Below are 18,778 nucleotides of genomic sequence, written 5' to 3'. Positions count from 1 at the left end.
ATGACCGACCAGCGCGCGCCCCGCACCGGCTTCCCGCCCGAGCACGAGCTGCATCGCCGCCGCTTCGGGCGCAATCTCGGGCTTGGCCTGGTGCTGGCGGCCTTCGTGGCGCTGGTCTTCGGGCTGACCATCGTGAAGATCACCAATCTCGACCATGCGCAGGACGCGCCGGGCGTGTCCGGCGGATCGGCGACGACCGGGACGGCGACGGCGAGGACGGCGACGGCGAGGACGGGGGCGGCCACGGGATGAGCGGATCGGGGAGGAGACGCGGATCGCAGGGGGGAAACGGCCGGCTGGCGCTGGGGCTGGTCGCGGTCGTGGCGCTGATGGTCGGCGCCTCGTTCGTCGCGGTGCCGTTCTACAGCTGGTTCTGCCGCGTCACCGGCTTTGCCGGCACGACGCAGGTGGCGACCGCGGGGTCGGACACGATCCTCGACCGCGAGATCACCGTGCGCTTCGACGCCAACGTCGGGCCCGGCATGCCCTGGGAGTTCCGCCCCGAGCAGCGGACGATGACGCTGCGCATCGGCGAGACCGGGCTGGCCTTCTACGAGGCCTACAACCCGACCGACCGCACCATCGCCGGCAGCGCCACCTACAACGTCGCGCCGGATGCGGCGGGCTACTATTTCTCGAAGATCCAGTGCTTCTGCTTCACCGAGCAGGTGCTGGGCCCGGGCGAGCGGGTGACGATGCCGGTCAGCTTCTACGTCGACCCGGAGATCGTCGACGACCGCGACGCGGGCACCGTGACCCACATCACGCTGAGCTACACGTTCTACCAGCAGGACCTGCCCGAGGAGCGCCAGGCGGCGAACCGGGGCGCGCCCGCGACGACCGACACGAACTAGACCGCTAAGGGGGACCGGCCGAGAGGGGGCCGAGGGAGGACAGATGGCGCATAGCAAGAACCACGACTACCACATCCTGCCGCCGTCGATCTGGCCGTTCATGGCCGCGGTCGGCGCCTTCGTGATGCTCACGGGCGGCGTGCACTTCATGAAGGCCGGCAGCCCCTGGATGTTCATGATCGGGCTGATCCTGGTCCTGTACGTGATGTGGGGCTGGTGGGGCGACACGATCCGCGAGGGGCAGGCGGGCGACCACACCCCTGTCGTCGAGATCGGGCTGCGCTACGGCTTCATCCTGTTCATCATGTCCGAGGTGATGTTCTTCGCCGCCTGGTTCTGGTCGTTCTTCAAGCATGCCATGTACCCGATGACCGAGGGGTACCCGGCGCAGATGGGCGCCTGGCCGCCCGAGGGCATCCAGACCTTCGATCCCTGGCACCTGCCGCTGATCAACACGCTGATCCTGCTGTGCTCGGGCATGGCCGCGACCTGGGCGCACCACGCGCTGGTGCACGAGGACAACCGCAAGGACCTGAAGACCGGCCTCGCGCTGGCGATCGGGCTGGGGGCGCTGTTCACCATCTTCCAAGCCTACGAATACAGCCACGCGGCCTTCGGCCTGTCGGGCAACATCTACGGCGCGAACTTCTTCATGGCGACGGGCTTCCATGGGTTCCACGTCATCATCGGGACGATCTTCCTGGCCGTCTGCCTGGCCCGTGCCACCCGCGGCCACTTCACGCCCCGCCACCACATCGGCTTCGAGGCGGCGGCCTGGTACTGGCATTTCGTCGACGTGGTCTGGCTGTTCCTGTTCGCGGCCGTCTACATCTGGGGCGGCTGAGGTCGGCGGCCGTGGCGCCCCGGCGCCGCCGCCCGCCTCCCGCCGGCTCCGGAGATCTCGTGTCCGGCACTTCCTCTCCCGCCCGGGCGTCGCGTCCGGGCCTGCCCCAGGACACCTGCGATGCGCCGTTACCTCTTTGCCCTGATCCTCGGCCTCTCCGGCTGCGCGATCCTCGTCGAACTCGGTCTGTGGCAGCTGCGCCGGCTTGAGTGGAAGCAGGCGGTGATCGCCCGGATAGAGGCGCAGATCGCGGCCGAGCCCGGGCCGCTGCCGGCGCCGGGCGAGACCAGCGAGGCGACGAAATACGCGCCGGTGCGGCTGACCGGGACCACGGGCGCGCAGGAGCTGCACATGCTCAGCGGCTACAAGGGGCAGGGGCCGGCCTACGAAGTCATCACCAGTTTCCAGACCGGCGGCCGCACCGTCCTTCTGGAGCGCGGGCTGGTGGCCGAGGTCGACAAGGATGTCGCGCGCCCGCCGGTCGAGCTGACCGTCCTTGGCAACCTGCACTGGCCTCTCGAGCGGACGTCGTCGACGCCCGAGCCCGACCTGTCACGCAACATCTGGTTCGCGCGCGACGTGCCCGCGATGGCGGCGCTGCTGGGGGCCGAGCCGATCCTCGTCGTCGCGCGCGAGGTCACGGGGGACGAGCAGGCGATCTCGCCGTTCCCGGTCACCGCCGAGGGCATTCCCAACGACCACCTGAACTACGCGATCACCTGGTTTTCGCTCGCCGCCGTCTGGGCGGGGATGACAGTCTACCTGCTGTGGCGTATCAGGCGGCGGACGATGTAAGGACCGACCATGCGTTATATCTCGACCCGCGGCCAGGCGCCGGTGCTCACCTTCGGCGAGGCGATGCTGACGGGCCTCGCCCGTGACGGCGGCCTCTATGTGCCCGAGACGATCCCGACCCTGACCCCCGACGAGATCGCGGCCCTCGCCGGCCTGCCCTACGAGGAGGTCGCGCTGCGCGTGATGCGCCCCTTCACCGGCGACACCTTCTCGGAGGAGGAGCTGCGCCGGGCGATCGCGGCGGCCTACGCGGGCTTCGAGCATCCGGCGCGCGCGGCGCTCAAGCAGCTGGCCCCGGGCCATTTCCTGTGCGAGCTGTTCCACGGGCCGACGCTGGCCTTCAAGGATTTCGCGATGCAGCTGATCGGCCAGCTGTTCCAGATCGCGCTGGCGAAAGAGGGCAGGCGGGTCACCATCGTCGGGGCGACCTCGGGCGATACCGGCTCGGCCGCGATCGAGGCGTTCAAGGGGCTCGACAACGTCGATGTCGTCATCCTCTTCCCGCATGGCCGGGTGTCCGAGGTGCAGCGCCGCCAGATGACCACGCCGGCCGAGGCCAACGTCCATGCCGTCGCGCTCGACGGCGATTTCGACGACTGCCAGGCGCGGCTGAAGGACATGTTCAACGACTTCGCCTTCCGTGACGAGGTCGGGCTTGCGGGCGTGAACTCGATCAACTGGGCGCGGGTGCTGGCGCAGGTCGTCTATTACTTCACCTCGGCCGTCGCGCTTGGCGCGCCGTCGCGCGAGGTGGACTTCACCGTGCCCACCGGCAACTTCGGCGACATCTACGCGGGCCTCATCGCCAAGAAGATGGGCCTGCCGATCGGCCGGCTGGTGATCGCCACCAACCAGAACGACATCCTGCACCGCGCGATGACCGGGGGCCGCTACCAGACCACCGGCGTCACCCCCTCGATCAGCCCGTCGATGGACATCCAGGTCTCGTCGAACTTCGAGCGCGCGCTGTTCGACGCCTATGGCCGCGACGGCGCGCCGGTGGCGCAGCTGATGGACGAGCTGAAGACCACCGGCGGCTTCGCGATCAGCCAGGGCGCGATCGAGGCGCTGCGGGCCGATTTCACCTCGGGCCGCGCGTCCGAGGACGAGACCCGGGCCGAGATCGCGGCGACGCTGGCCGAGACGGGCGAGCTGCTGTGCCCGCATTCGGCGGTTGGCGTTTTCGTCGCGAAGTCCCATATTCGCGCCGAGGCGCCGATGGTGACGCTCGCGACCGCGCATCCCGCGAAGTTCCCCGATGCCGTGGAAGCCGCGACCGGCCTCCGCCCCGCGCTGCCCGCCCGCATGGCCGACCTGTTCGACCGGCCCGAGCGGGTGACGCGCTCTGCAAACGATCTTGCCGCGCTCGAGGCGCTGGTTCACGAAAGGCGTGCCCGTTGACCGTAAGACTGACCACACTCCCCAACGGCTTCCGCATCGTCACCGAGACGATGCCCGGCCTCGCCTCGGCCTCGGTCGGGGTCTGGGTGGATGCGGGCGGGCGCCACGAGCGGCCCGAGCAGAACGGCATCGCGCATTTCCTCGAGCACATGGCCTTCAAGGGCACCCAGCGCCGCACCGCGCTGCAGATCGCCGAGGAGATCGAGGACGTCGGCGGCTATATCAACGCCTATACCTCGCGCGAGATGACGGCCTTCTACGCCCGCGTCCTGGCGCAGGACGTGCCGCTTGCGGTCGACGTGATCTCGGACATCGTGCTGAACCCGGCCTTCGACGCGCGCGAGATCGAGGTCGAGCGCGGCGTGATCCTGCAGGAGATCGGCCAGGCGCTCGACACGCCCGATGACATCATCTTCGACTGGCTGCAGGAAGCGGCCTATCCGGATCAGGCCATCGGCCGCACGATCCTGGGCCCGGCCGAACGGGTGCAGGCCTTCGGCCGCGGCGATTTCGAGGGCTTCGTGCGCGAGCATTACGGCCCCGGCCAGCTGATCCTGTCGGCGGCGGGTGCGGTCGATCACGACATGCTGGTGAAGCTGGCGGAGAAGACCTTCGGCACGCTGACGGCGCGGCCGCAGGCCAAGGTGCAGCCGGCGCTGTGGCTGGGCCGCGAGCGGCGCGAGATCAAGGACCTCGAGCAGGTGCATTTCGCGCTGGCCTTCGAGGCGCCCGGCTATCGCGACGAGGACGTCTATGTCGCGCAGGTCTATTCGACGGCGCTGGGTGGCGGCATGTCGTCGCGGCTGTTCCAGAAGATCCGGGAAGAGCGGGGGCTGTGCTACTCGATCTTCGCGCAGTCCTCGGCGCATGAGGACACCGGCATGATGACGATCTATGCCGGCACCTCGGCCGAGGAGATCGGCGCGCTGGCCGGGCTGACGGTGGCCGAGCTGCGCCGCGCGGCCGACGACATGTCCGAGGCCGAGATCGCGCGCGCCCGCGCCCAGCTGAAGGCGGGGATGCTGATGGGGCTGGAAAGCCCTTCGGCCCGGGCCGAGCGGATGGCGCGGATGCTGTCGATCTGGGGCCGGGTGCCGGGCGTGGACGAGGCCGCGGCCAAGATCGACGCCGTCGACCGCGGCGCGGTGCTGGATTACGCGGGCCGGATGCTGGGGGCGGGGGCGGCGCTCGCGCTTTATGGCCGCGCCGAGAAAGCGCCCGAGCTGGCCGCGCTGCGCGAGGCGCTCGCCGCCTGATGCTGGCTCGACGACGGAAGGTTCGGATCGAGACGGAGCGGCTGACGCTGCGGCTGCCGCAGCATTCCGACTTCCGCGGCTGGTCGTCGCTGCGCGCCCAGTCCGAGGCCTATCTCAAGCCCTGGGAACCGGCCTGGGCCGAGGACCACCTGTCGCGCCGCGCCTTCACCCACCGCGTCTACTGGGCGGCCCGGGCCGAGGCGCAGGGTTCGGCCCTGCCTCTGTTCCTGATCCAGCGCGACACCGGCACGCTGGTCGGCGCGATCACGCTCGACAACATCCGCCGGGGGCCGGCGCAGTCGGGCACGCTGGGCTACTGGGTCGGCGAGCCCTATGCCCGGCAGGGCTTCATGCGCGAGGCGATCCGCGCGGTGGTGCACCAGGCGTTCATGCGCCTCGACCTCAGCCGGATCGAGGCCGCCTGCCTGCCCGAGAACGCGGCCTCGCGCGGGGTGCTCGAGCGCTCGGGCTTCAAGTACGAGGGCGTGGCGCAGAGCTACCTTCAGATCAACGGGCGCTGGCGCAACCACGTGCTCTACGCCAACCTGCGCTCGGACCGGCGCGGCCGGACCGAGACCGGCTGACGCGCGCCGCCGCGCCGCGCCACCCGCGCCCTGTCGCGTCGCGTCGCGTCGCGTCGCCCGGGCCCGGGTCCCGGATCCACCGCGCCGTCCCCGGTCGCTCGGGCCGGGTCGTTTGCGACCGGTTGCCTGGGCCGGGTCGCCTTGGGCGTGTCGCCTGAAGCGGCAGCGGCGGTCACGCTTGCGCGAGATCGCGGGACCGGGGCGGAAATCGCGTGACGTAGGGGAAGGCGCCGCGCAGCCTTGGGCCAGGAGGACCCCGATGCGCCCGATCCCGATTGCCGTCTCGCTGATCCTGTCGCTCGTGCCGCTGCCCGTCGCCGCGCAGGTGCAGTTCCCGACGCCTGCGCCCGAGGCGCCCGCCGCGCCGGGCCGGATCCCCAGCCATTGCGTGGCGCTGGCGCGCAACACGCCCGGCGCCGCGGTGATCCGGCGCGCGGCCTTCGGGGATGCGCTGGCCGACGACACCGTGCGGCTCAGCTACGTCCGCCACGCGACCTATGCGATCGAGACCGCGGGCGGGCTTCTGGCCGCGACCGATTACACCGGCACGCTGGGCCCGGCGGACCCGGTGCCCGACGTGGTCACGATGAACAACGCGCATTCCTCGCACTGGACCGCGCGGCCCGATCCGCGCATCGCGCATGTGCTGCAGGGCTGGGTCGCGGATGGCGAGGTGCCCGAGCACGCGCTGGACCTGGGCGAGATGCTGGTGCGCAACGTCTCGACCGACACCCGCGACTGGTCGGGCGGGACCCGGCCGAACGGCAATTCGATCTTCGTCTTCGAGGCGGCGGGGCTGTGCATCGGCCACCTGGGCCACCTGCACCACGAGCCGACGCCGCAGCAATACGCGCTGCTCGGCCGGATGGACGTGGTGATGGCGCCGGTCGACGGCGGCTACACGATGGATACCGAGACCATGACCCGGGTGCTGGGCCGGCTGCGCGCCTCGCTGATCCTGCCGATGCACTGGTTCGGCGAGGCGACGCTGGAGCGGTTCCTCGACGGGCTGTCGGCCAGCGAATTCGCGGTGAGCCGGCCGGGGACAAGCTCGGTCGAGGTGTCGCTGACCTCGCTGCCCGCGCGGCCGACGGTCATGGTGCTTGAGCCGGAATGGCTCGACTGAGCTTGCCATCGCGCCGGCGCGGTGGTTGATCGGGACCCGCACAGGGAGGCCCGATCATGCTGCGCGACTGCACCCCCGACTTCCTCGACACGCTTGCCGCCCGGCTGCCCGCCGGCACGCTGGATGCCGCGGCCCCGCGCCATCTGGAAGAGCCGCGCGGCCGCGTCCATGGCCGCCCCGGGCCGGTCGCCCGGCCCCGCAGCACCGCCGAGGTCGCGACGATCCTCGCGGCCTGCCACGCGGCGGGCGTGGGCGTGGTGCCCTGGGGCGGGGGCACCGGGCTTGTCGGCGGGCAGGTCACCGACGCGGGGCCGCTGCCGCTGATCCTGTCGCTGGAGCGGATGGCGGCGGTGCGCGCGCTGCACCCCGGGGAGAACGTGCTGGTGATCGAGGCCGGCGCCACGCTCGCCGCCGCCCATGCCGCCGCCGAGGACGCGGGCCGGCTGTTCCCGCTCTCGCTCGCCTCCGAGGGCACGGCGACGGTGGGCGGCAACCTTGCGACCAACGCGGGCGGGGTCAACGTGCTGCGCTACGGCAATGCGCGGGCGCTGTGCCTGGGCGTCGAGGCGGTGCTGGCGGATGGCACGGTGGTGGGCGACCTGCGCCGGCTGCGCAAGGACAACACCGGCTATGACATCCGCGACCTGCTGATCGGCGCCGAGGGCACGCTGGGGGTGATCACCGCCGCCGCGCTGACGCTGGTGCCGCGCCCGGCCGAGACCGGCACCGCGGTGCTGGTCGTCGAGAGCCCGGCCGCGGCGCTGGAGCTGCTGGGGATCGCGCAGGCGCGGTCGACGGGAATGGTTTCGGCCTTCGAGCTGATCTCGGGCGTCAGCTTCGATTTCATGGCCGAGACGATGCCGGGGGTGCGCCCGCCGCTGCCGGGGCGGCCCGACTGGGCGGTGCTGATCGAGCTGGGCCTGCCGCCGGGCTTCGACGCGCAGGCGATGCTGGGCGCGATCTTCGAGGCGGGGGCCGGGGCGGGGCTGGTGTCGGACGGGGTGATCGCCGGGTCCGAGGCGCAGCGCGCGGCGTTCTGGGCCTTTCGCGAGCACATCCCCGAGGCGAACCGCGCGATCGGCGCGGTCAGCTCGCACGACGTGTCGCTGCCCCTGTCGCGCATCGCGGACTTCATCGGGCGCGCGGGCGCGGCGCTGGCGGCGGCGGGGGATTTCCGGATCAACTGCTTCGGCCATCTCGGCGACGGCAACCTGCATTTCAACGCCTTCCCGGCCAAGGGGCGCGGCAAGGCCGAGTACGAGGGGCAGCGGCGCGCGGTGATGGACCTCGTGCACGACATCGTCCACGAGATGGAGGGGTCGTTCAGCGCCGAGCATGGCATCGGGCGGCTGAAGGTCACCGACCTCGCGCGGTATGGCGACCCGGGGCGGCTGGCGGCGATGCGGGCGGTGAAGGCGGCGCTGGACCCGAAGGGGATCCTCAATCCGGGCGCGGTGCTTGGCTGAGCGACGGGCGGGGCGAGGCGCGACCTTCCCCCCGCCGCCGATCGGTCCCCGGACCGGTGGCGGGTCGTTCGGCGGCCCCCCCCCCCCGCGCCACGGGCTTCCGTCCGGGGCGCCGCGCGGGCGGTCAGCGCAGGACCCGGCCCGCGACGGCGTCGAGCTTGGCCACCAGCACGGGGTCGCGGGCCTGGGGGGCGGTGACGATCGCGTGGTCGAGCGCACGGTCACAGCCGCAGGGGCAGGGGTCGTGCGGCGAGAGCGCGGCGCCGAGCGCGGGGGCGAGCGCGCCGACAAGCCGCGAGCCGGCCTCGGCATTGGCGCCGAGCACCTTCAGGATCGTCGTCACCTCGACGGCGCCGTGATCCTCGTGCCAGCTGTCGTAATCGGTGATCATCGCGACGGAGGCGTAGCAAAGCTCGGCCTCGCGGGCGAGCTTGGCCTCGGGCATGTTGGTCATGCCGATCACGTCGCAGCCCCAGACCTCGCGATAGAGCCGGCTTTCGGCCAGGGTCGAGAACTGCGGCCCCTCCATCACCAGGTAGGTGCCGCCGCGGTGCACGCGCACGCCCGCCGCCTCGGCCGCGGTGGCGGCCAGCGCCGAGAGCCGGGCGCAGGTCGGATGCGCGAGCCCCACATGCGCCACGCAGCCCGGGCCGAAGAACGACTTCTCGCGCGCGAAGCTGCGGTCGATGTACTGGTCGACGATGACGAAATCGCCCGGCGCCATCTCTTCGCGGAAGGAGCCGCAGGCCGAGAGCGACAGCACCTCGGTGCAGCCGAGCCGCTTGAGCGCGTCGATGTTGGCGCGGTAGGGCACCGAGGTCGGGCTGTGCGGATGGCCGGGGCCGTGGCGTTGCAGGAAGGCCACCTCGGTGCCGGCGATCCGGCCGGTGATCACCGGGCCCGAGGGCGCGCCCCAGGGCGTGTCGACCGTCACCTCGGCCGCGCCCTCGAGCCCCGCCACCTGCGACACTCCCGATCCGCCGATCACCCCGAGCCTGCGCGCCATGCCGTTCCCTTCCCTGCTGTGACGGCAGGCTAGCCGCGGTGCGGCGACGCGGGAAGCCGCTTTCGTCCCCTGGCGCGCGGCGCTATGCAGGGCGCCTGACCGCCATCAAGGCCCGGAGACCCCGATGCAGGACAATGCCCGCGGCGCGCTGTTCATGGTGCTGGCGATGGCCGGCTTCGCGGTCGAGGACCTGCTGATCAAGCTTGCCACCCGGGGCCTGCCGGCGGGGCTGGTGCTGATGCTGTTCGGCCTGGGCGGTTGCGCCGGATTTGCGGCACTGGCCCGCCGGGCGGGGCAGCCGCTGGTCTCGCCGCTGATGCTGCAGCCGGTGATGGCGCTGAAGGCGCTGGCCGAGGTCACGGGGCGCATGGGCTACACGCTGGCGCTGGCGACGACGGCGCTGTCGACGGCCTCGGCGATCATGCAGGCGACGCCGTTGGTGGTGGTCGCGGGCGCGGCACTGGTCTTCGGCGAAACCGTGGGCTGGCGGCGCTGGAGCGCGATCGCAGTCGGCTTCGCGGGCGTGGTGATGATCCTGCGCCCGGGGCTCGAGGGCTTCACCGCCGGCGCGCTCTGGGCCGTGGTCTCGACCGTCGGCTTCGCGGCGCGCGACCTTGCGACCCGGGCCGCGCCGAGGGGGCTGGGCAATGCCCAGCTGGGCCTGACCGGGTTTTCAGTGCTGGTGCCGACCGGCGCCGTGATCTGGGCGCTGGGCCTTGGCGCCGAGGGTGACGGCAGCCACCTGTCGACCGGCCTCGCCCTGGCGAGCGTCTGCGCGGCCTGCTGCGTCGGGATCGGCGCCTATTCCGCGCTGACCACGGCGATGCGGGTGGGCGAGGTCTCGGTCGTCACGCCGTTCCGCTACACCCGGCTGATCTTCGCGATGATCCTCGGGGCAAGCCTTCTGGCCGAGCGGCCCGATGCGCTGACGCTGGCGGGCGCGGCGCTGATCCTTGCGGCCGGGGTCTACACGCTGCTGCGCACGCGCCGCGCCGGCCAGCCGGTCGCGGTGCGCGCCCGCGGCTGACGCCCGGCGCCGGTCCTGCGGGCGGGCAGCCCCGCGCGGGGTCAGTCCTGGCCGGGACGGGCGAGTTCGAAGACCTCGCGCACCACCGCGTAGTCCTTGTAGCCCAGCCGCGAGACCGGGCGGAACGTGGTCACGTCGAACCGCCCGTCGACCAGGCAGTCGTCGCGCAGGTGCACGCCCACGACCTCGCCCAGGATCAGGTGGTTGTCGCGGCCGAGCAGGCGGTGGATCTCGGTCACGCGGCATTCCAGCACCGCGGGCGCCTCGGCCACCCGCGGGCAGTCGATCGTCTCGCATTCGGCCTTCAGCGTGCCGGTGACGCCGAATTCGTCGGTGTCGCGCGGCAGGGCGGCAGAGCTTGCGTTCATCTCGTGGATCAGGGCCTCGGGCACGACGTTGACCGCGAAGACCCCGGTTTCGCGCAGGTTGGCGAGGCTGTCCTTCGCGCTGGTCGAGGAAAACATCACCTGCGGCGGCACATAGGCGACGGCGTTGAAGAACGAGTAGGGCGCGAGGTTGTCGCCGGCCGATCCGCGGGTCGAGATCCAGCCGATCGGGCGGGGCGTGACGATGGCGTTGAACGGGTTGTGGGGCAGGCCGTGGCCTTCCTCGGGGCGATAGAACATCGTGATTTTCCTTCGCGGGCCGGGCCTTGCGGGGGCAGGGGCGGGGCCGATCTGTTTGAACCGCAGCCTAGCCCGTGTTAGGCGCGGGTCCAGCGAAAACGCCGTCCCGCGAGTCTGTCGCGGGCGCTGCCGGACCGGAGGCGCGATGTATCAGCTCGAGGTCGAGACCGAGGCGGACTGGTGGGAGGTCGAGGCGCTCTACGACCTGTGCTTCGCGCCCGGCCGCACGGCGCTGTCCTCGTACCGGCTGCGCGACGGCGTGCCCAAGGTGGCGCCGCTGTGCCTCGTGCTGCGCGGCGAGGCGAATGCGCTGGCGGCGGTGATCCGCTACTGGCCGGTGCTGGTCGGCGGCGCGCGGGTGCTGCTGCTGGGCCCGGTCGCGGTGCACCCGACCCACCAGGGCGAGGGCTTCGGCGGCATCCTGATCAACGAAAGCCTGGCCGAGGCGCACCGCCTGGGCTGGGAGCGGGTGCTGCTGGTGGGCGACGAGCCCTATTACCGCCGCTTCGGCTTCACCAAGCTCGAGGGCGTGATCATGCCGCCGCCGACCAACCCCGAGCGGGTGCTGGGGCGGGAGCTGGAGCCGGGCACCTGGGAGGGGGTGCGCGGCGAGGTGACCAAGTTCGTCCCGCCGGCAAGGACCCGCGACCCGCGCTGAACGCCGCTGGCGCCGGGGTCCGCTGGCGCCTTGGTCCTCTTGAGCCCGGCTGCTGTGGCGCCCGGCTGATCTCGCCTCCGGCTGCTCTGGCACTCTGGCGCGCGGGCCCCATATCTCGGGAAGATGACCCCGACACGAGGCCCGCCCATGCCGCAGATCCCCGCCGACACGCTGGTTCCCGCCCCCGCGGACGTGACCGATCCCGTCGTCATCGCCGCGCTCGACGCGCTGGCCCGGCGGCACCGGGCCGCGAACGGGATGGGGATGCAGCTGATGGGCACCGTCGGCGGCAGCGCCGAGAACCTGCTGGAACGGCTCCCCGACCGGGTCAAGGACCGGCTGGAGGGCGCGACGAAGCTGGCGCTGGAGACCGCGTTCAACGCGGCCTCGCGCAGCCGCGGCGTGGTGACGGACCGCAAGGACTGGCTGAACACCGTGATCGCGACGGCGATGGGCGCGGCGGGCGGGTCCGGCGGGCTTGCGACCTCGCTGGCCGAGATCCCGGTGACGACGACGGTGCTGCTGCGCGCGATCCAGGGCATCGCGGCCGAGCACGGCTTTGACCCGACGGACGAGGCCACGCGCTTCGACTGCATCCGGGTCTTCGCCTCGGCCGGGCCGATGGCGAAGGATGACGGCACCGACCTTGGCTTTCTCGCGGCGCGGGTGACGATCACCGGCACCAGCCTGCACGCGCTGATCGCGCGCGTCGCGCCGCAGCTGTCGCTGGTGCTGGGCCAGAAGCTGGCCGCGCAGGCGGTGCCGGTGCTGGGCGCCGTGGCGGGGGCGGCGGTGAACTACGCCTTCACCAGCTATTACCAGGAGATGGCGCGGGTGCAGTTCGGGCTGCGCCGGCTGGCCGAGGATTCGGGCCTGCCGCGCGAGGCGCTGACCGAGGCGCTGCGGACGAGGCTGCAGAAGGCCTAGACCGGCTGGCGCGCCAGCCAGTCCATCACCGCCGGGCGCACCGACTGCGCGCCCGAGGCGGTGGCCGTGTCGATGACCGCGCGCAGCTCTCGCAGGCTGACCTTGCGGATCAGGTGCTTCACCGGCCCGATCGAGGCCGGCCGCATCGACAGCGTGCGCAGGCCCATCGCGGCGAAGCACAGGGCCTCGACCGGGCGGCCGGCATCCTCGCCGCAGAAGCTCAGCGGCGTGTGCGTCTCGCGGCAGCGCTCGACGATCATGCCGAGGAAGCCCAGGAAGCTGACATCCAGCGTGTCGTAGCGGCGGCGCACGCGCTCGTTCTCGCGGTCGGCGGCGAAGAAGAACTGCTTGAGGTCGTTGCCGCCGATCGAGATGAAATCCGCCGCCTCGAAGAAGGCGCGGGGCGCGAAGGCGAGGCTGGGGGTTTCCAGCATCGCGCCGATCTCGAGCTTGAAGGGCAGGGCATGGCCCAGCCTGCGCTCGCGTTCGACCTCGGCCAGCAGGGCGGCGCGGGCCTCGAAGAATTCGGAGGCCTGCGCGACGAAGGGGAACATCACCGTCAGCGGCCGGCCGGCCGCGGCGCGCAGCAGCGCCTGCAGCTGCATCCGCATCACGCCGGGCTTGTCGAGCCCGACGCGGATCGCGCGCCAGCCCATCGCCGGGTTCGGCTCGTCCTGCGGCTTCATGTAGGGCAGCACCTTGTCCGACCCGATGTCGAGGGTGCGGAACACCACGCGCCGGCCGTCGGCGGCCTGCAGCACGCGGGCATAAAGCTGCGCAAGCTCGCCCCGCTGGGGCACGCGGTTGCGCACGAGGAACTGCAGCTCGGTGCGGAACAGGCCCACGCCCTCGGCGCCGGAACCTTGCAGCGAGGGCAGGTCGGCCATCAGCCCCGCGTTCATGTGCAGCCCGATCCGGGTGCCGCAGGTCGCGACCGCCGGCAGTTCGCGCAAGGACGCGTAGCGGGTCTGCGCCGCCGCGGCCATCGCGATCTTGTCGCGGAACGCGGCCGAGACGGTGTCGTCGGGGCGCAGGTGCACCACGCCCTGGTCGCCGTCGACCAGGATCGTGTCGCCGTTCAGCGCCTCGGTGGTGATGCGGCTGGCCTGGATCACCAGCGGGATCGCCAGCGCCCGGGCGACGACGGCGGCATGGCTGCCGACCGATCCCTCTTCCAGCACCACGCCCTTCAGCTTGCGGCCGTAGTCCAGAAGGTCGCCGGGCCCGATGTTGCGCGCGACCAGCACCGGGTTTTCGGGCATCTCGGCCCCGGTATCGGCGCCCTGACCGGTCAGGATCCGCAGAAGCCGGTTCGACAGGTCGTCGAGATCCTGCAGCCGCTCGCGCAGGTAGGGGTCGGGCACCTGCTCCATCCGGGCGCGGGTGGCGGACTGTTCCTTTTCGACCGCCGCCTCGGCCGACAGGCCGCGGTCGATGTCCTCTTCCATCCGCTTCTGCCAGCCGCGGGAATTGGCGAACATCCGGTAGGCTTCCAGCACTTCCTGCTGGGCCTTGTCGGTGAAGTCGCCCCCCGCCAGCATCGCGTCGACCGAGCCGCGCAGCTCTTCGACCGCGGCGGCGAGGCGCGCCTTTTCGGTGTCGGGATCGTCGCCGACCGGATTGGCCACGACCACCCGCGGCTCGTGCAGCCAGACATGGCCCTCGGCCGCGCCCTCCTGTCCCATCAGGCCGCGGAACAGCACCGGGTGCTTGTGCAGCGCCGCGAAGGCCTCGTCGTCGCCGGTGAAGGCGCCAAGCTCGGTCATCTCGGCCAGCACCATCGCCACGACTTCCAGCGCGTAGACCTCGTCATCCGAGAACTGGCGCTTGGCCTTCGACTGCACCACCAGCACGCCCAGCTTCTCGCCCAGCCGCTGGATCGGCACGCCGAGGAAGGACGAGAAGATCTCCTCCCCGGTCTCGGGCATGTAGCGGAAGCCCTTTTCCGAGGGCGCGTCGCCGGTGTTGATCGGCTGCGAGGCCTTGGCGACCCGGCCCACGAGGCCCTCGCCAAGCTTCATGCGGGTCTGGTGCACGGCCTCGGACTTCAGGCCCTCGGTCGCGCAAAGCTCAAGCGTGGTGGGGTCGCGGAACAGATAGATCGAACAGACCTCGGTCCCCATCGAATCGGCGATGAGGTGCGTGATTCGGTCCAGCCGCTCCTGCCCCTTGGCCGGCGTCGCGAGCGTGTCGCGAAGACGGCTGAGGAGCTTGCGGCTCTCCCTGTCCTCGCGATCCGCGATCACCGCGGGGATCTGTTCCCTCGCTGCTTCCATGCCCCTCCGGCTGGTCAGGCCGCCTTCTCGAGTTCGAAGGCATCATGGAGCGCCTGCACGGCAAGTTCCATGTATTTCCGGTCGATCAGCACCGAAATCTTGATCTCGGACGTCGCGATGACCTTGATGTTGATGCCTTCCTTCGAAAGTGCCGCGAACATGCGCGCGGCGACACCGGCGTGGCTGCGCATGCCGATGCCGACGACCGACACCTTGGCGACATCCTCGTCGATGATCAGCTCTTCGTACTTCAGCAGGCCCTTGGCATAGGCGTCGTCGATCGCCTTCTTCGCGCGGCCGACCTGATTCGTCGGCAGCGAGAAGGTCATGTCGGTCACCGACCCCGGATAGGCCTCGTCATAGTCCTTTTCCGAGATGTTCTGCACGATCATGTCGACGTTGACGCCGGCCTCGGCCAGCGTGCCGAAGATCGCGCTGGCGATGCCGGGGCGGTCCTCGATGGTGAAGAGGGTGATCTTCGCTTCGTCACGCGAATAGGCGACGCCCGAGACGACTTTCGATTCCATGATATCCTCCTCGGCGCAGACCAGCGTGCCGGAATTTTCGTCGGTATCCTCGAAGCTCGACAGAACCCTGAGGCGGACATTGTAGCGCATCGCCAGTTCCACGGAGCGCGTCTGCAGCACCTTGGCGCCGAGCGAGGCCAATTCGAGCATCTCCTCGAACGCGATCTTCTCGAGCTTGCGGGCCTTGGACGAGATCCGCGGGTCGGTGGTGTAGATGCCGTCGACATCGGTGTAGATGTCGCACCGCTCGGCATCGAAGGCGGCGGCGAAGGCCACAGCGGTCGTGTCCGAGCCGCCGCGGCCCAGCGTGGTGATCCGGCCCTCGGGGCTGACGCCCTGGAAGCCCGCGACCACCGCGACCTTCATGCCTTCGGCGAACTTGGCGTCGATGTTGTCGCGCGGGATCGACACGAAGCGCGCGGCCGAATGGGCCGAGGTCGTGTTGATCGGCACCTGCCAGCCCTGCCAGCTGCGGGCGGGCACGTCCATCTCCTGCAGCGTCAGCGCCATCAGGCCGGCGGTCACGTTCTCGCCCGAGGCGACGACGGCATCGTATTCGCGCGCGTCGAACAGCGGCGAGGTCTGCTCGACCCAGCCGACCAGCTCGTTGGTCTTGCCCGACATGGCCGAGACGATGACGATCACGTCATAGCCGCGCTCGACCTCGCGCTTGACCTTGGCGGCCGCGTTCTTGATCCGCGCCAGATCGGCGACCGAGGTGCCGCCGAATTTCATCACCAGAAGCGGCATCTTCCGCGCCCCCCATCGCCCGGGCGTCCGCTGTCGCGGTTCCGCCTGAAAAACCGTGGGCTTCCTAGCGGCGGGGGGGCGTTCATGCAAGGGCCTTGCGCGGCACCGGCGGGGGCCGGCGCCCGGGGCCGGTCGCCCGGGCGATGGCGGGCGGTCAGTTGGTCTTGCGCGGCGGCAGGAAGGGCAGGGGGGCGACGGGGATGCCGTCCTCGATCAGCTTGCGCGCCTCGTCGGGTTTCGCCTCGCCGTAGATCGCGCGCTCGGGCGCATCGCCGTCGTGGATCGCGCGGGCCTCGGCGGCGAAGTTCATGCCGACGTAGTCCGACGTCTCCTCGATCCGGCGGCGCAGCGCCGCCATCGCGGCCTCGGCCTCGGAGGCCGGCGCGCGCAGTGGCCGCGCCGGCGTGGCGGTGTCGCCCTTGGCGATCTTGGGGGCCATCAGCGCCTTGGTCACGCCGCTTCCGCCGCAGACAGCGCAGGCCAGGTGGCCAGCGGCCGCGAGCCGGTCGAACGCCTCGGCCGAGGCGAACCAGCTGTCGAAGTCATGGCCCTTGTCGCAGGTCAGGCTGTAGCGGATCATCTGGGTGGGACCGGTGGCGAACGATCGCCTCCACGTAACGGTTTCGCGTCGGAATTCAAGCGTCCGCGCCGCTGCTGCGGCCAGGATCACGGCCAAGTTCACGGCCTGCATCCCGGCTGGCGGCGCCGGGGGGAAGGAAGTCGGCAAGCATCCGGGCAAGCTCGGGCTCGTGCACCTTGGCCGCGGCCTTGGCGGGGCTGAACCACTTGCGGCGGCGCTGGCCGCGCTCGGGGAACCGTTCGGCCATGCGCTCGACCTTCAGCGGGAAGACCTCGACCAGGCAGGGGCGTGCCGGCCGCGCCCGCAGGCGCTTGGCATAGGCGAAGCTGCCGATGGCGAGGTGCTGCACCGATCCGACGGCGCCCGCTTCCTCCCACGCTTCCTCGGCGGCCGAGTCCGCGGGGCCGAGACCCGCGATCAGCCCGCCCTTCGGGATCACCCAGCGCCCGGTGTCGCGGCTGGTGATCAGCAGGATCTGCAGCTTGCCCCGGTGCACCCGAAAGCACAGCGCGCCGATCTGGCGAAGCATCTCGGTGCCACCGTCATCGGCCGCCTCGGCGTCGCGCCGCCGCGACGGGGTGCTGCCTGTGATCGTCGTGAGGGTCGTCATGCCTGCCCCGATCTGGCCCGCCTGCGGGCCGGTGCCGCGGGTTGGCCCCGGGCGCTGTTCTCCTGAAGATAGTCCGGTGCCTGTCGGCGCAAAGTCTGCGGTCGCCGCACCGATGCCCGCAAGCCATGAATGCCGAAAATTGGGGCGAAACTGGGGTCAGTCCTGCGCGGCCGGGGGCAGGAGGGCAAGAATGTCGGCCAAAAGCGCCGCCCGCGCCGCCGCGCCCGTGGTCGCGGCCAGCGTCGCGCGCGCGATGGCCGCCTGCGCCGCCTGGGCCGCGGGGGCTGCCCGGTCGCGCACCGCGGCTGCCAGCGCCGGGGCGTCCGCGACCACGACCGCACCGCCGGCCCCGACCAGCGCGCCATAGGCTTCGGCCGCGTTCTCGACATGCGGCCCGGTCAGGATCGCCGAGCCGAGCGCCGCGGGCTCGAACGGCGTGTGCCCGCCCTTGGCCACCAGCGAGCCGCCGACGAAGCACAGCCCCGCAAGCGCGTACCACAGCCCCATCTCGCCCATCGTGTCGGCCAGCAGGACCGGGTGCGCGGCATCGGGGGCGGCCGCATCGGCGCTGCGCCGGCGCTGGCCCAGCCCGCGCGCCGCGATCAGGGCCGCGATCTGGTCGGCGCGCCGGGGGTGGCGCGGGGCAAGGATCAGGCGCCAGTCCGGGTCCTCGGCCAGAAGCGCCGCGAAGGCGTCGAGCACGATCTCCTCCTCGCCCTCGTGGGTCGAGGCGGCAAGCAGCACCCGGGCGCGCGGCAGCGTTGCGGCAAGGCGCGCGCATTCGGGTTGCGGCACTTCGGGCGCGACCGCGGCCTTCAGGTTCAGCACCGGACCGATGCGTCCGGCGGGCAGGCCCAGCGCGACGAAGCGTTCGGCCGAGGCGCGATCCTGCGGCGACAGCAGCGCGATCGCGCCGACCAGCCGGGCGGCCAGCCGGGGGAACCGGGCCCAGCCGCGCGCGGTGCCGGCCGACATCCGCCCGCCCGCGACCACCACCGCGACGCCGCGCGCCTGCGCTGTCGCCAGCCGGTTCGGCCAGAATTCGTTCTCGACCATGACCAGCACGGCGGGCCGGGCGCGCGCCATGAACCGGCGCAGCACGACCCGCAGGTCCAGCGGGGCGAGCGCGGCGAGGCTGCGCGGCAGGCCCCAGCCCCGCGCCAGCGCCCGGCCCGTCGCGGTGTTCGCGGTCACGATCAGCTGCAGGTCGGGCCGCGCCCCGAGCAGCGCCTCGGCCAGGGCGCGGGCCGAGGCAAGTTCCCCGTTCGAGGCGCCGTGCAGCCAGATCACCGGGCCCGGCCTGGGGCGGGGCACCCGCCCCAGGCGCTCGGCCAGGTCGGCCGCGGACTCGCGCCCGCGCAGGCAGCGCCAGCCCAGCCGCGCCAGCAGCACGGGCATCAGCAGGCAGAGAAGGAGACGATAGGCGACCATGCCCAGCGGTATCGGCAAGCCCCGCGCGGGTTGC

General features: G+C 71.7%; 19 protein-coding genes. 12 read left to right on the top strand and 7 right to left on the bottom strand.

Features of this window, described 5'->3' with window-relative positions:
* The 9 genes from V8J39_RS09650 to V8J39_RS09610 all read left to right on the top strand — a co-directional run bounded on the left by V8J39_RS09650 (position 1) and on the right by V8J39_RS09610 (position 8,326).
* Positions 1-252 (top strand): hypothetical protein, encoded by a 252-nt coding sequence (locus V8J39_RS09650; protein WP_336460674.1) that lies wholly within the window; start codon positions 1-3, stop codon positions 250-252.
* The gene (locus V8J39_RS09645) at positions 249-854 is read left to right on the top strand and encodes a cytochrome c oxidase assembly protein (protein WP_336460673.1); all 606 of its coding nucleotides are present in this window, start codon (positions 249-251) and stop codon (positions 852-854) included. The genes V8J39_RS09650 and V8J39_RS09645 overlap by 4 nt, the downstream gene beginning before the upstream one ends.
* Before the next feature lie 43 nt (positions 855-897).
* Positions 898-1,698: a cytochrome c oxidase subunit 3 gene (locus V8J39_RS09640; protein WP_336460672.1), complete on the top strand. Its 801-nt coding sequence runs from the start codon at positions 898-900 to the stop codon at positions 1,696-1,698.
* A gap of 120 nt (positions 1,699-1,818) precedes the next feature.
* The gene (locus V8J39_RS09635; protein WP_336460671.1) at positions 1,819-2,493 is read left to right on the top strand and encodes an SURF1 family protein; all 675 of its coding nucleotides are present in this window, start codon (positions 1,819-1,821) and stop codon (positions 2,491-2,493) included.
* Positions 2,494-2,502: 9 nt separating this feature from the next.
* A complete protein-coding gene (gene thrC / locus V8J39_RS09630) occupies positions 2,503-3,894 on the top strand; it encodes a threonine synthase (RefSeq protein ID WP_336460670.1) in 1,392 nt (463 codons plus the stop codon).
* On the top strand, positions 3,891-5,150 hold the full coding sequence (locus V8J39_RS09625) for a M16 family metallopeptidase (RefSeq protein WP_336460669.1): 1,260 nt from the start codon (positions 3,891-3,893) through the stop codon (positions 5,148-5,150). Before thrC ends, V8J39_RS09625 begins: the two co-directional genes overlap by 4 nt.
* Positions 5,150-5,734, top strand: a complete 585-nt coding sequence (locus V8J39_RS09620) for a GNAT family N-acetyltransferase (protein ID WP_336460668.1) — start codon at positions 5,150-5,152, stop codon at positions 5,732-5,734. The genes V8J39_RS09625 and V8J39_RS09620 overlap by 1 nt, the downstream gene beginning before the upstream one ends.
* A gap of 259 nt (positions 5,735-5,993) precedes the next feature.
* Positions 5,994-6,860: an MBL fold metallo-hydrolase gene (locus tag V8J39_RS09615; protein WP_336460667.1), complete on the top strand. Its 867-nt coding sequence runs from the start codon at positions 5,994-5,996 to the stop codon at positions 6,858-6,860.
* 56 nt (positions 6,861-6,916) lie between these two features.
* Positions 6,917-8,326, top strand: coding sequence for an FAD-binding oxidoreductase (locus V8J39_RS09610; RefSeq protein ID WP_336460666.1), 1,410 nt, complete (start codon positions 6,917-6,919; stop codon positions 8,324-8,326).
* Between the two features lie 124 nt (positions 8,327-8,450).
* Here the strand turns inward: V8J39_RS09610 and V8J39_RS09605 are convergent, their stop codons facing one another.
* Positions 8,451-9,332: an S-methyl-5'-thioadenosine phosphorylase gene (locus V8J39_RS09605; protein ID WP_336460665.1), complete on the bottom strand. Its 882-nt coding sequence runs from the start codon at positions 9,330-9,332 to the stop codon at positions 8,451-8,453.
* Between the two features lie 124 nt (positions 9,333-9,456).
* Between V8J39_RS09605 and V8J39_RS09600 the strand changes: the two genes are divergently transcribed.
* Positions 9,457-10,359 (top strand): DMT family transporter, encoded by a 903-nt coding sequence (locus V8J39_RS09600; protein WP_336460664.1) that lies wholly within the window; start codon positions 9,457-9,459, stop codon positions 10,357-10,359.
* Between the two features lie 41 nt (positions 10,360-10,400).
* Here V8J39_RS09600 and V8J39_RS09595 read toward each other — a convergent pair whose 3' ends face one another.
* Positions 10,401-10,985: a flavin reductase family protein gene (locus V8J39_RS09595; protein ID WP_336460663.1), complete on the bottom strand. Its 585-nt coding sequence runs from the start codon at positions 10,983-10,985 to the stop codon at positions 10,401-10,403.
* 145 nt (positions 10,986-11,130) lie between these two features.
* On the opposite strand from V8J39_RS09595, the gene V8J39_RS09590 reads away from it, so the two are divergent.
* Together V8J39_RS09590 and V8J39_RS09585 are read left to right on the top strand one after the other, a co-directional pair.
* Positions 11,131-11,643 carry a GNAT family N-acetyltransferase gene (locus V8J39_RS09590; protein ID WP_336460662.1) on the top strand — a complete coding sequence of 171 codons (513 nt, stop codon included), beginning with the start codon at positions 11,131-11,133 and terminating at the stop codon, positions 11,641-11,643.
* Positions 11,644-11,790: 147 nt separating this feature from the next.
* The gene (locus tag V8J39_RS09585; RefSeq protein ID WP_336460661.1) at positions 11,791-12,570 is read left to right on the top strand and encodes an EcsC family protein; all 780 of its coding nucleotides are present in this window, start codon (positions 11,791-11,793) and stop codon (positions 12,568-12,570) included.
* On the opposite strand, the gene ptsP is transcribed toward V8J39_RS09585, so the two are convergent.
* From ptsP to V8J39_RS09560, 5 genes are all read right to left on the bottom strand, one after another.
* Positions 12,567-14,846 (bottom strand): phosphoenolpyruvate--protein phosphotransferase, encoded by a 2,280-nt coding sequence (gene ptsP / locus V8J39_RS09580; protein ID WP_442902570.1) that lies wholly within the window; start codon positions 14,844-14,846, stop codon positions 12,567-12,569. The genes V8J39_RS09585 and ptsP overlap by 4 nt on opposite strands.
* 14 nt (positions 14,847-14,860) lie before the next feature.
* Positions 14,861-16,123 (bottom strand): aspartate kinase, encoded by a 1,263-nt coding sequence (locus V8J39_RS09575; protein ID WP_336460660.1) that lies wholly within the window; start codon positions 16,121-16,123, stop codon positions 14,861-14,863.
* A gap of 154 nt (positions 16,124-16,277) precedes the next feature.
* Positions 16,278-16,703 carry a DUF1178 family protein gene (locus tag V8J39_RS09570; protein WP_336460659.1) on the bottom strand — a complete coding sequence of 142 codons (426 nt, stop codon included), beginning with the start codon at positions 16,701-16,703 and terminating at the stop codon, positions 16,278-16,280.
* A gap of 55 nt (positions 16,704-16,758) precedes the next feature.
* Positions 16,759-17,313 (bottom strand): NUDIX hydrolase, encoded by a 555-nt coding sequence (locus tag V8J39_RS09565; protein ID WP_336460658.1) that lies wholly within the window; start codon positions 17,311-17,313, stop codon positions 16,759-16,761.
* A gap of 156 nt (positions 17,314-17,469) precedes the next feature.
* Positions 17,470-18,744: a 3-deoxy-D-manno-octulosonic acid transferase gene (locus V8J39_RS09560; RefSeq protein WP_336460657.1), complete on the bottom strand. Its 1,275-nt coding sequence runs from the start codon at positions 18,742-18,744 to the stop codon at positions 17,470-17,472.
* Positions 18,745-18,778: the final 34 nt, after the last annotated feature.

Origin of the sequence: Frigidibacter sp. MR17.24 (assembly GCF_037095655.1) — a bacterium.
In the GTDB taxonomy this organism is placed as follows: domain Bacteria; phylum Pseudomonadota; class Alphaproteobacteria; order Rhodobacterales; family Rhodobacteraceae; genus Frigidibacter.
This window is presented reverse-complemented; position numbering and strand designations above follow the sequence as displayed.

Coding starts and splice junctions, on each gene's coding strand:
- V8J39_RS09650 (WP_336460674.1), top strand. CDS start 1: ATGACCGACCAGCGCGCGCCCCGCACCGGCTTCCCGCCCGAGCACGAG.
- V8J39_RS09645 (WP_336460673.1), top strand. CDS start 249: ATGAGCGGATCGGGGAGGAGACGCGGATCGCAGGGGGGAAACGGCCGG.
- V8J39_RS09640 (WP_336460672.1), top strand. CDS start 898: ATGGCGCATAGCAAGAACCACGACTACCACATCCTGCCGCCGTCGATC.
- V8J39_RS09635 (WP_336460671.1), top strand. CDS start 1,819: ATGCGCCGTTACCTCTTTGCCCTGATCCTCGGCCTCTCCGGCTGCGCG.
- thrC (WP_336460670.1), top strand. CDS start 2,503: ATGCGTTATATCTCGACCCGCGGCCAGGCGCCGGTGCTCACCTTCGGC.
- V8J39_RS09620 (WP_336460668.1), top strand. CDS start 5,150: ATGCTGGCTCGACGACGGAAGGTTCGGATCGAGACGGAGCGGCTGACG.
- V8J39_RS09615 (WP_336460667.1), top strand. CDS start 5,994: ATGCGCCCGATCCCGATTGCCGTCTCGCTGATCCTGTCGCTCGTGCCG.
- V8J39_RS09610 (WP_336460666.1), top strand. CDS start 6,917: ATGCTGCGCGACTGCACCCCCGACTTCCTCGACACGCTTGCCGCCCGG.
- V8J39_RS09605 (WP_336460665.1), bottom strand. CDS start 9,332: ATGGCGCGCAGGCTCGGGGTGATCGGCGGATCGGGAGTGTCGCAGGTG.
- V8J39_RS09600 (WP_336460664.1), top strand. CDS start 9,457: ATGCAGGACAATGCCCGCGGCGCGCTGTTCATGGTGCTGGCGATGGCC.
- V8J39_RS09595 (WP_336460663.1), bottom strand. CDS start 10,985: ATGTTCTATCGCCCCGAGGAAGGCCACGGCCTGCCCCACAACCCGTTC.
- V8J39_RS09590 (WP_336460662.1), top strand. CDS start 11,131: ATGTATCAGCTCGAGGTCGAGACCGAGGCGGACTGGTGGGAGGTCGAG.
- V8J39_RS09585 (WP_336460661.1), top strand. CDS start 11,791: ATGCCGCAGATCCCCGCCGACACGCTGGTTCCCGCCCCCGCGGACGTG.
- ptsP (WP_442902570.1), bottom strand. CDS start 14,846: ATGGAAGCAGCGAGGGAACAGATCCCCGCGGTGATCGCGGATCGCGAG.
- V8J39_RS09575 (WP_336460660.1), bottom strand. CDS start 16,123: ATGCCGCTTCTGGTGATGAAATTCGGCGGCACCTCGGTCGCCGATCTG.
- V8J39_RS09570 (WP_336460659.1), bottom strand. CDS start 16,703: ATGATCCGCTACAGCCTGACCTGCGACAAGGGCCATGACTTCGACAGC.
- V8J39_RS09565 (WP_336460658.1), bottom strand. CDS start 17,313: ATGACGACCCTCACGACGATCACAGGCAGCACCCCGTCGCGGCGGCGC.
- V8J39_RS09560 (WP_336460657.1), bottom strand. CDS start 18,744: ATGGTCGCCTATCGTCTCCTTCTCTGCCTGCTGATGCCCGTGCTGCTG.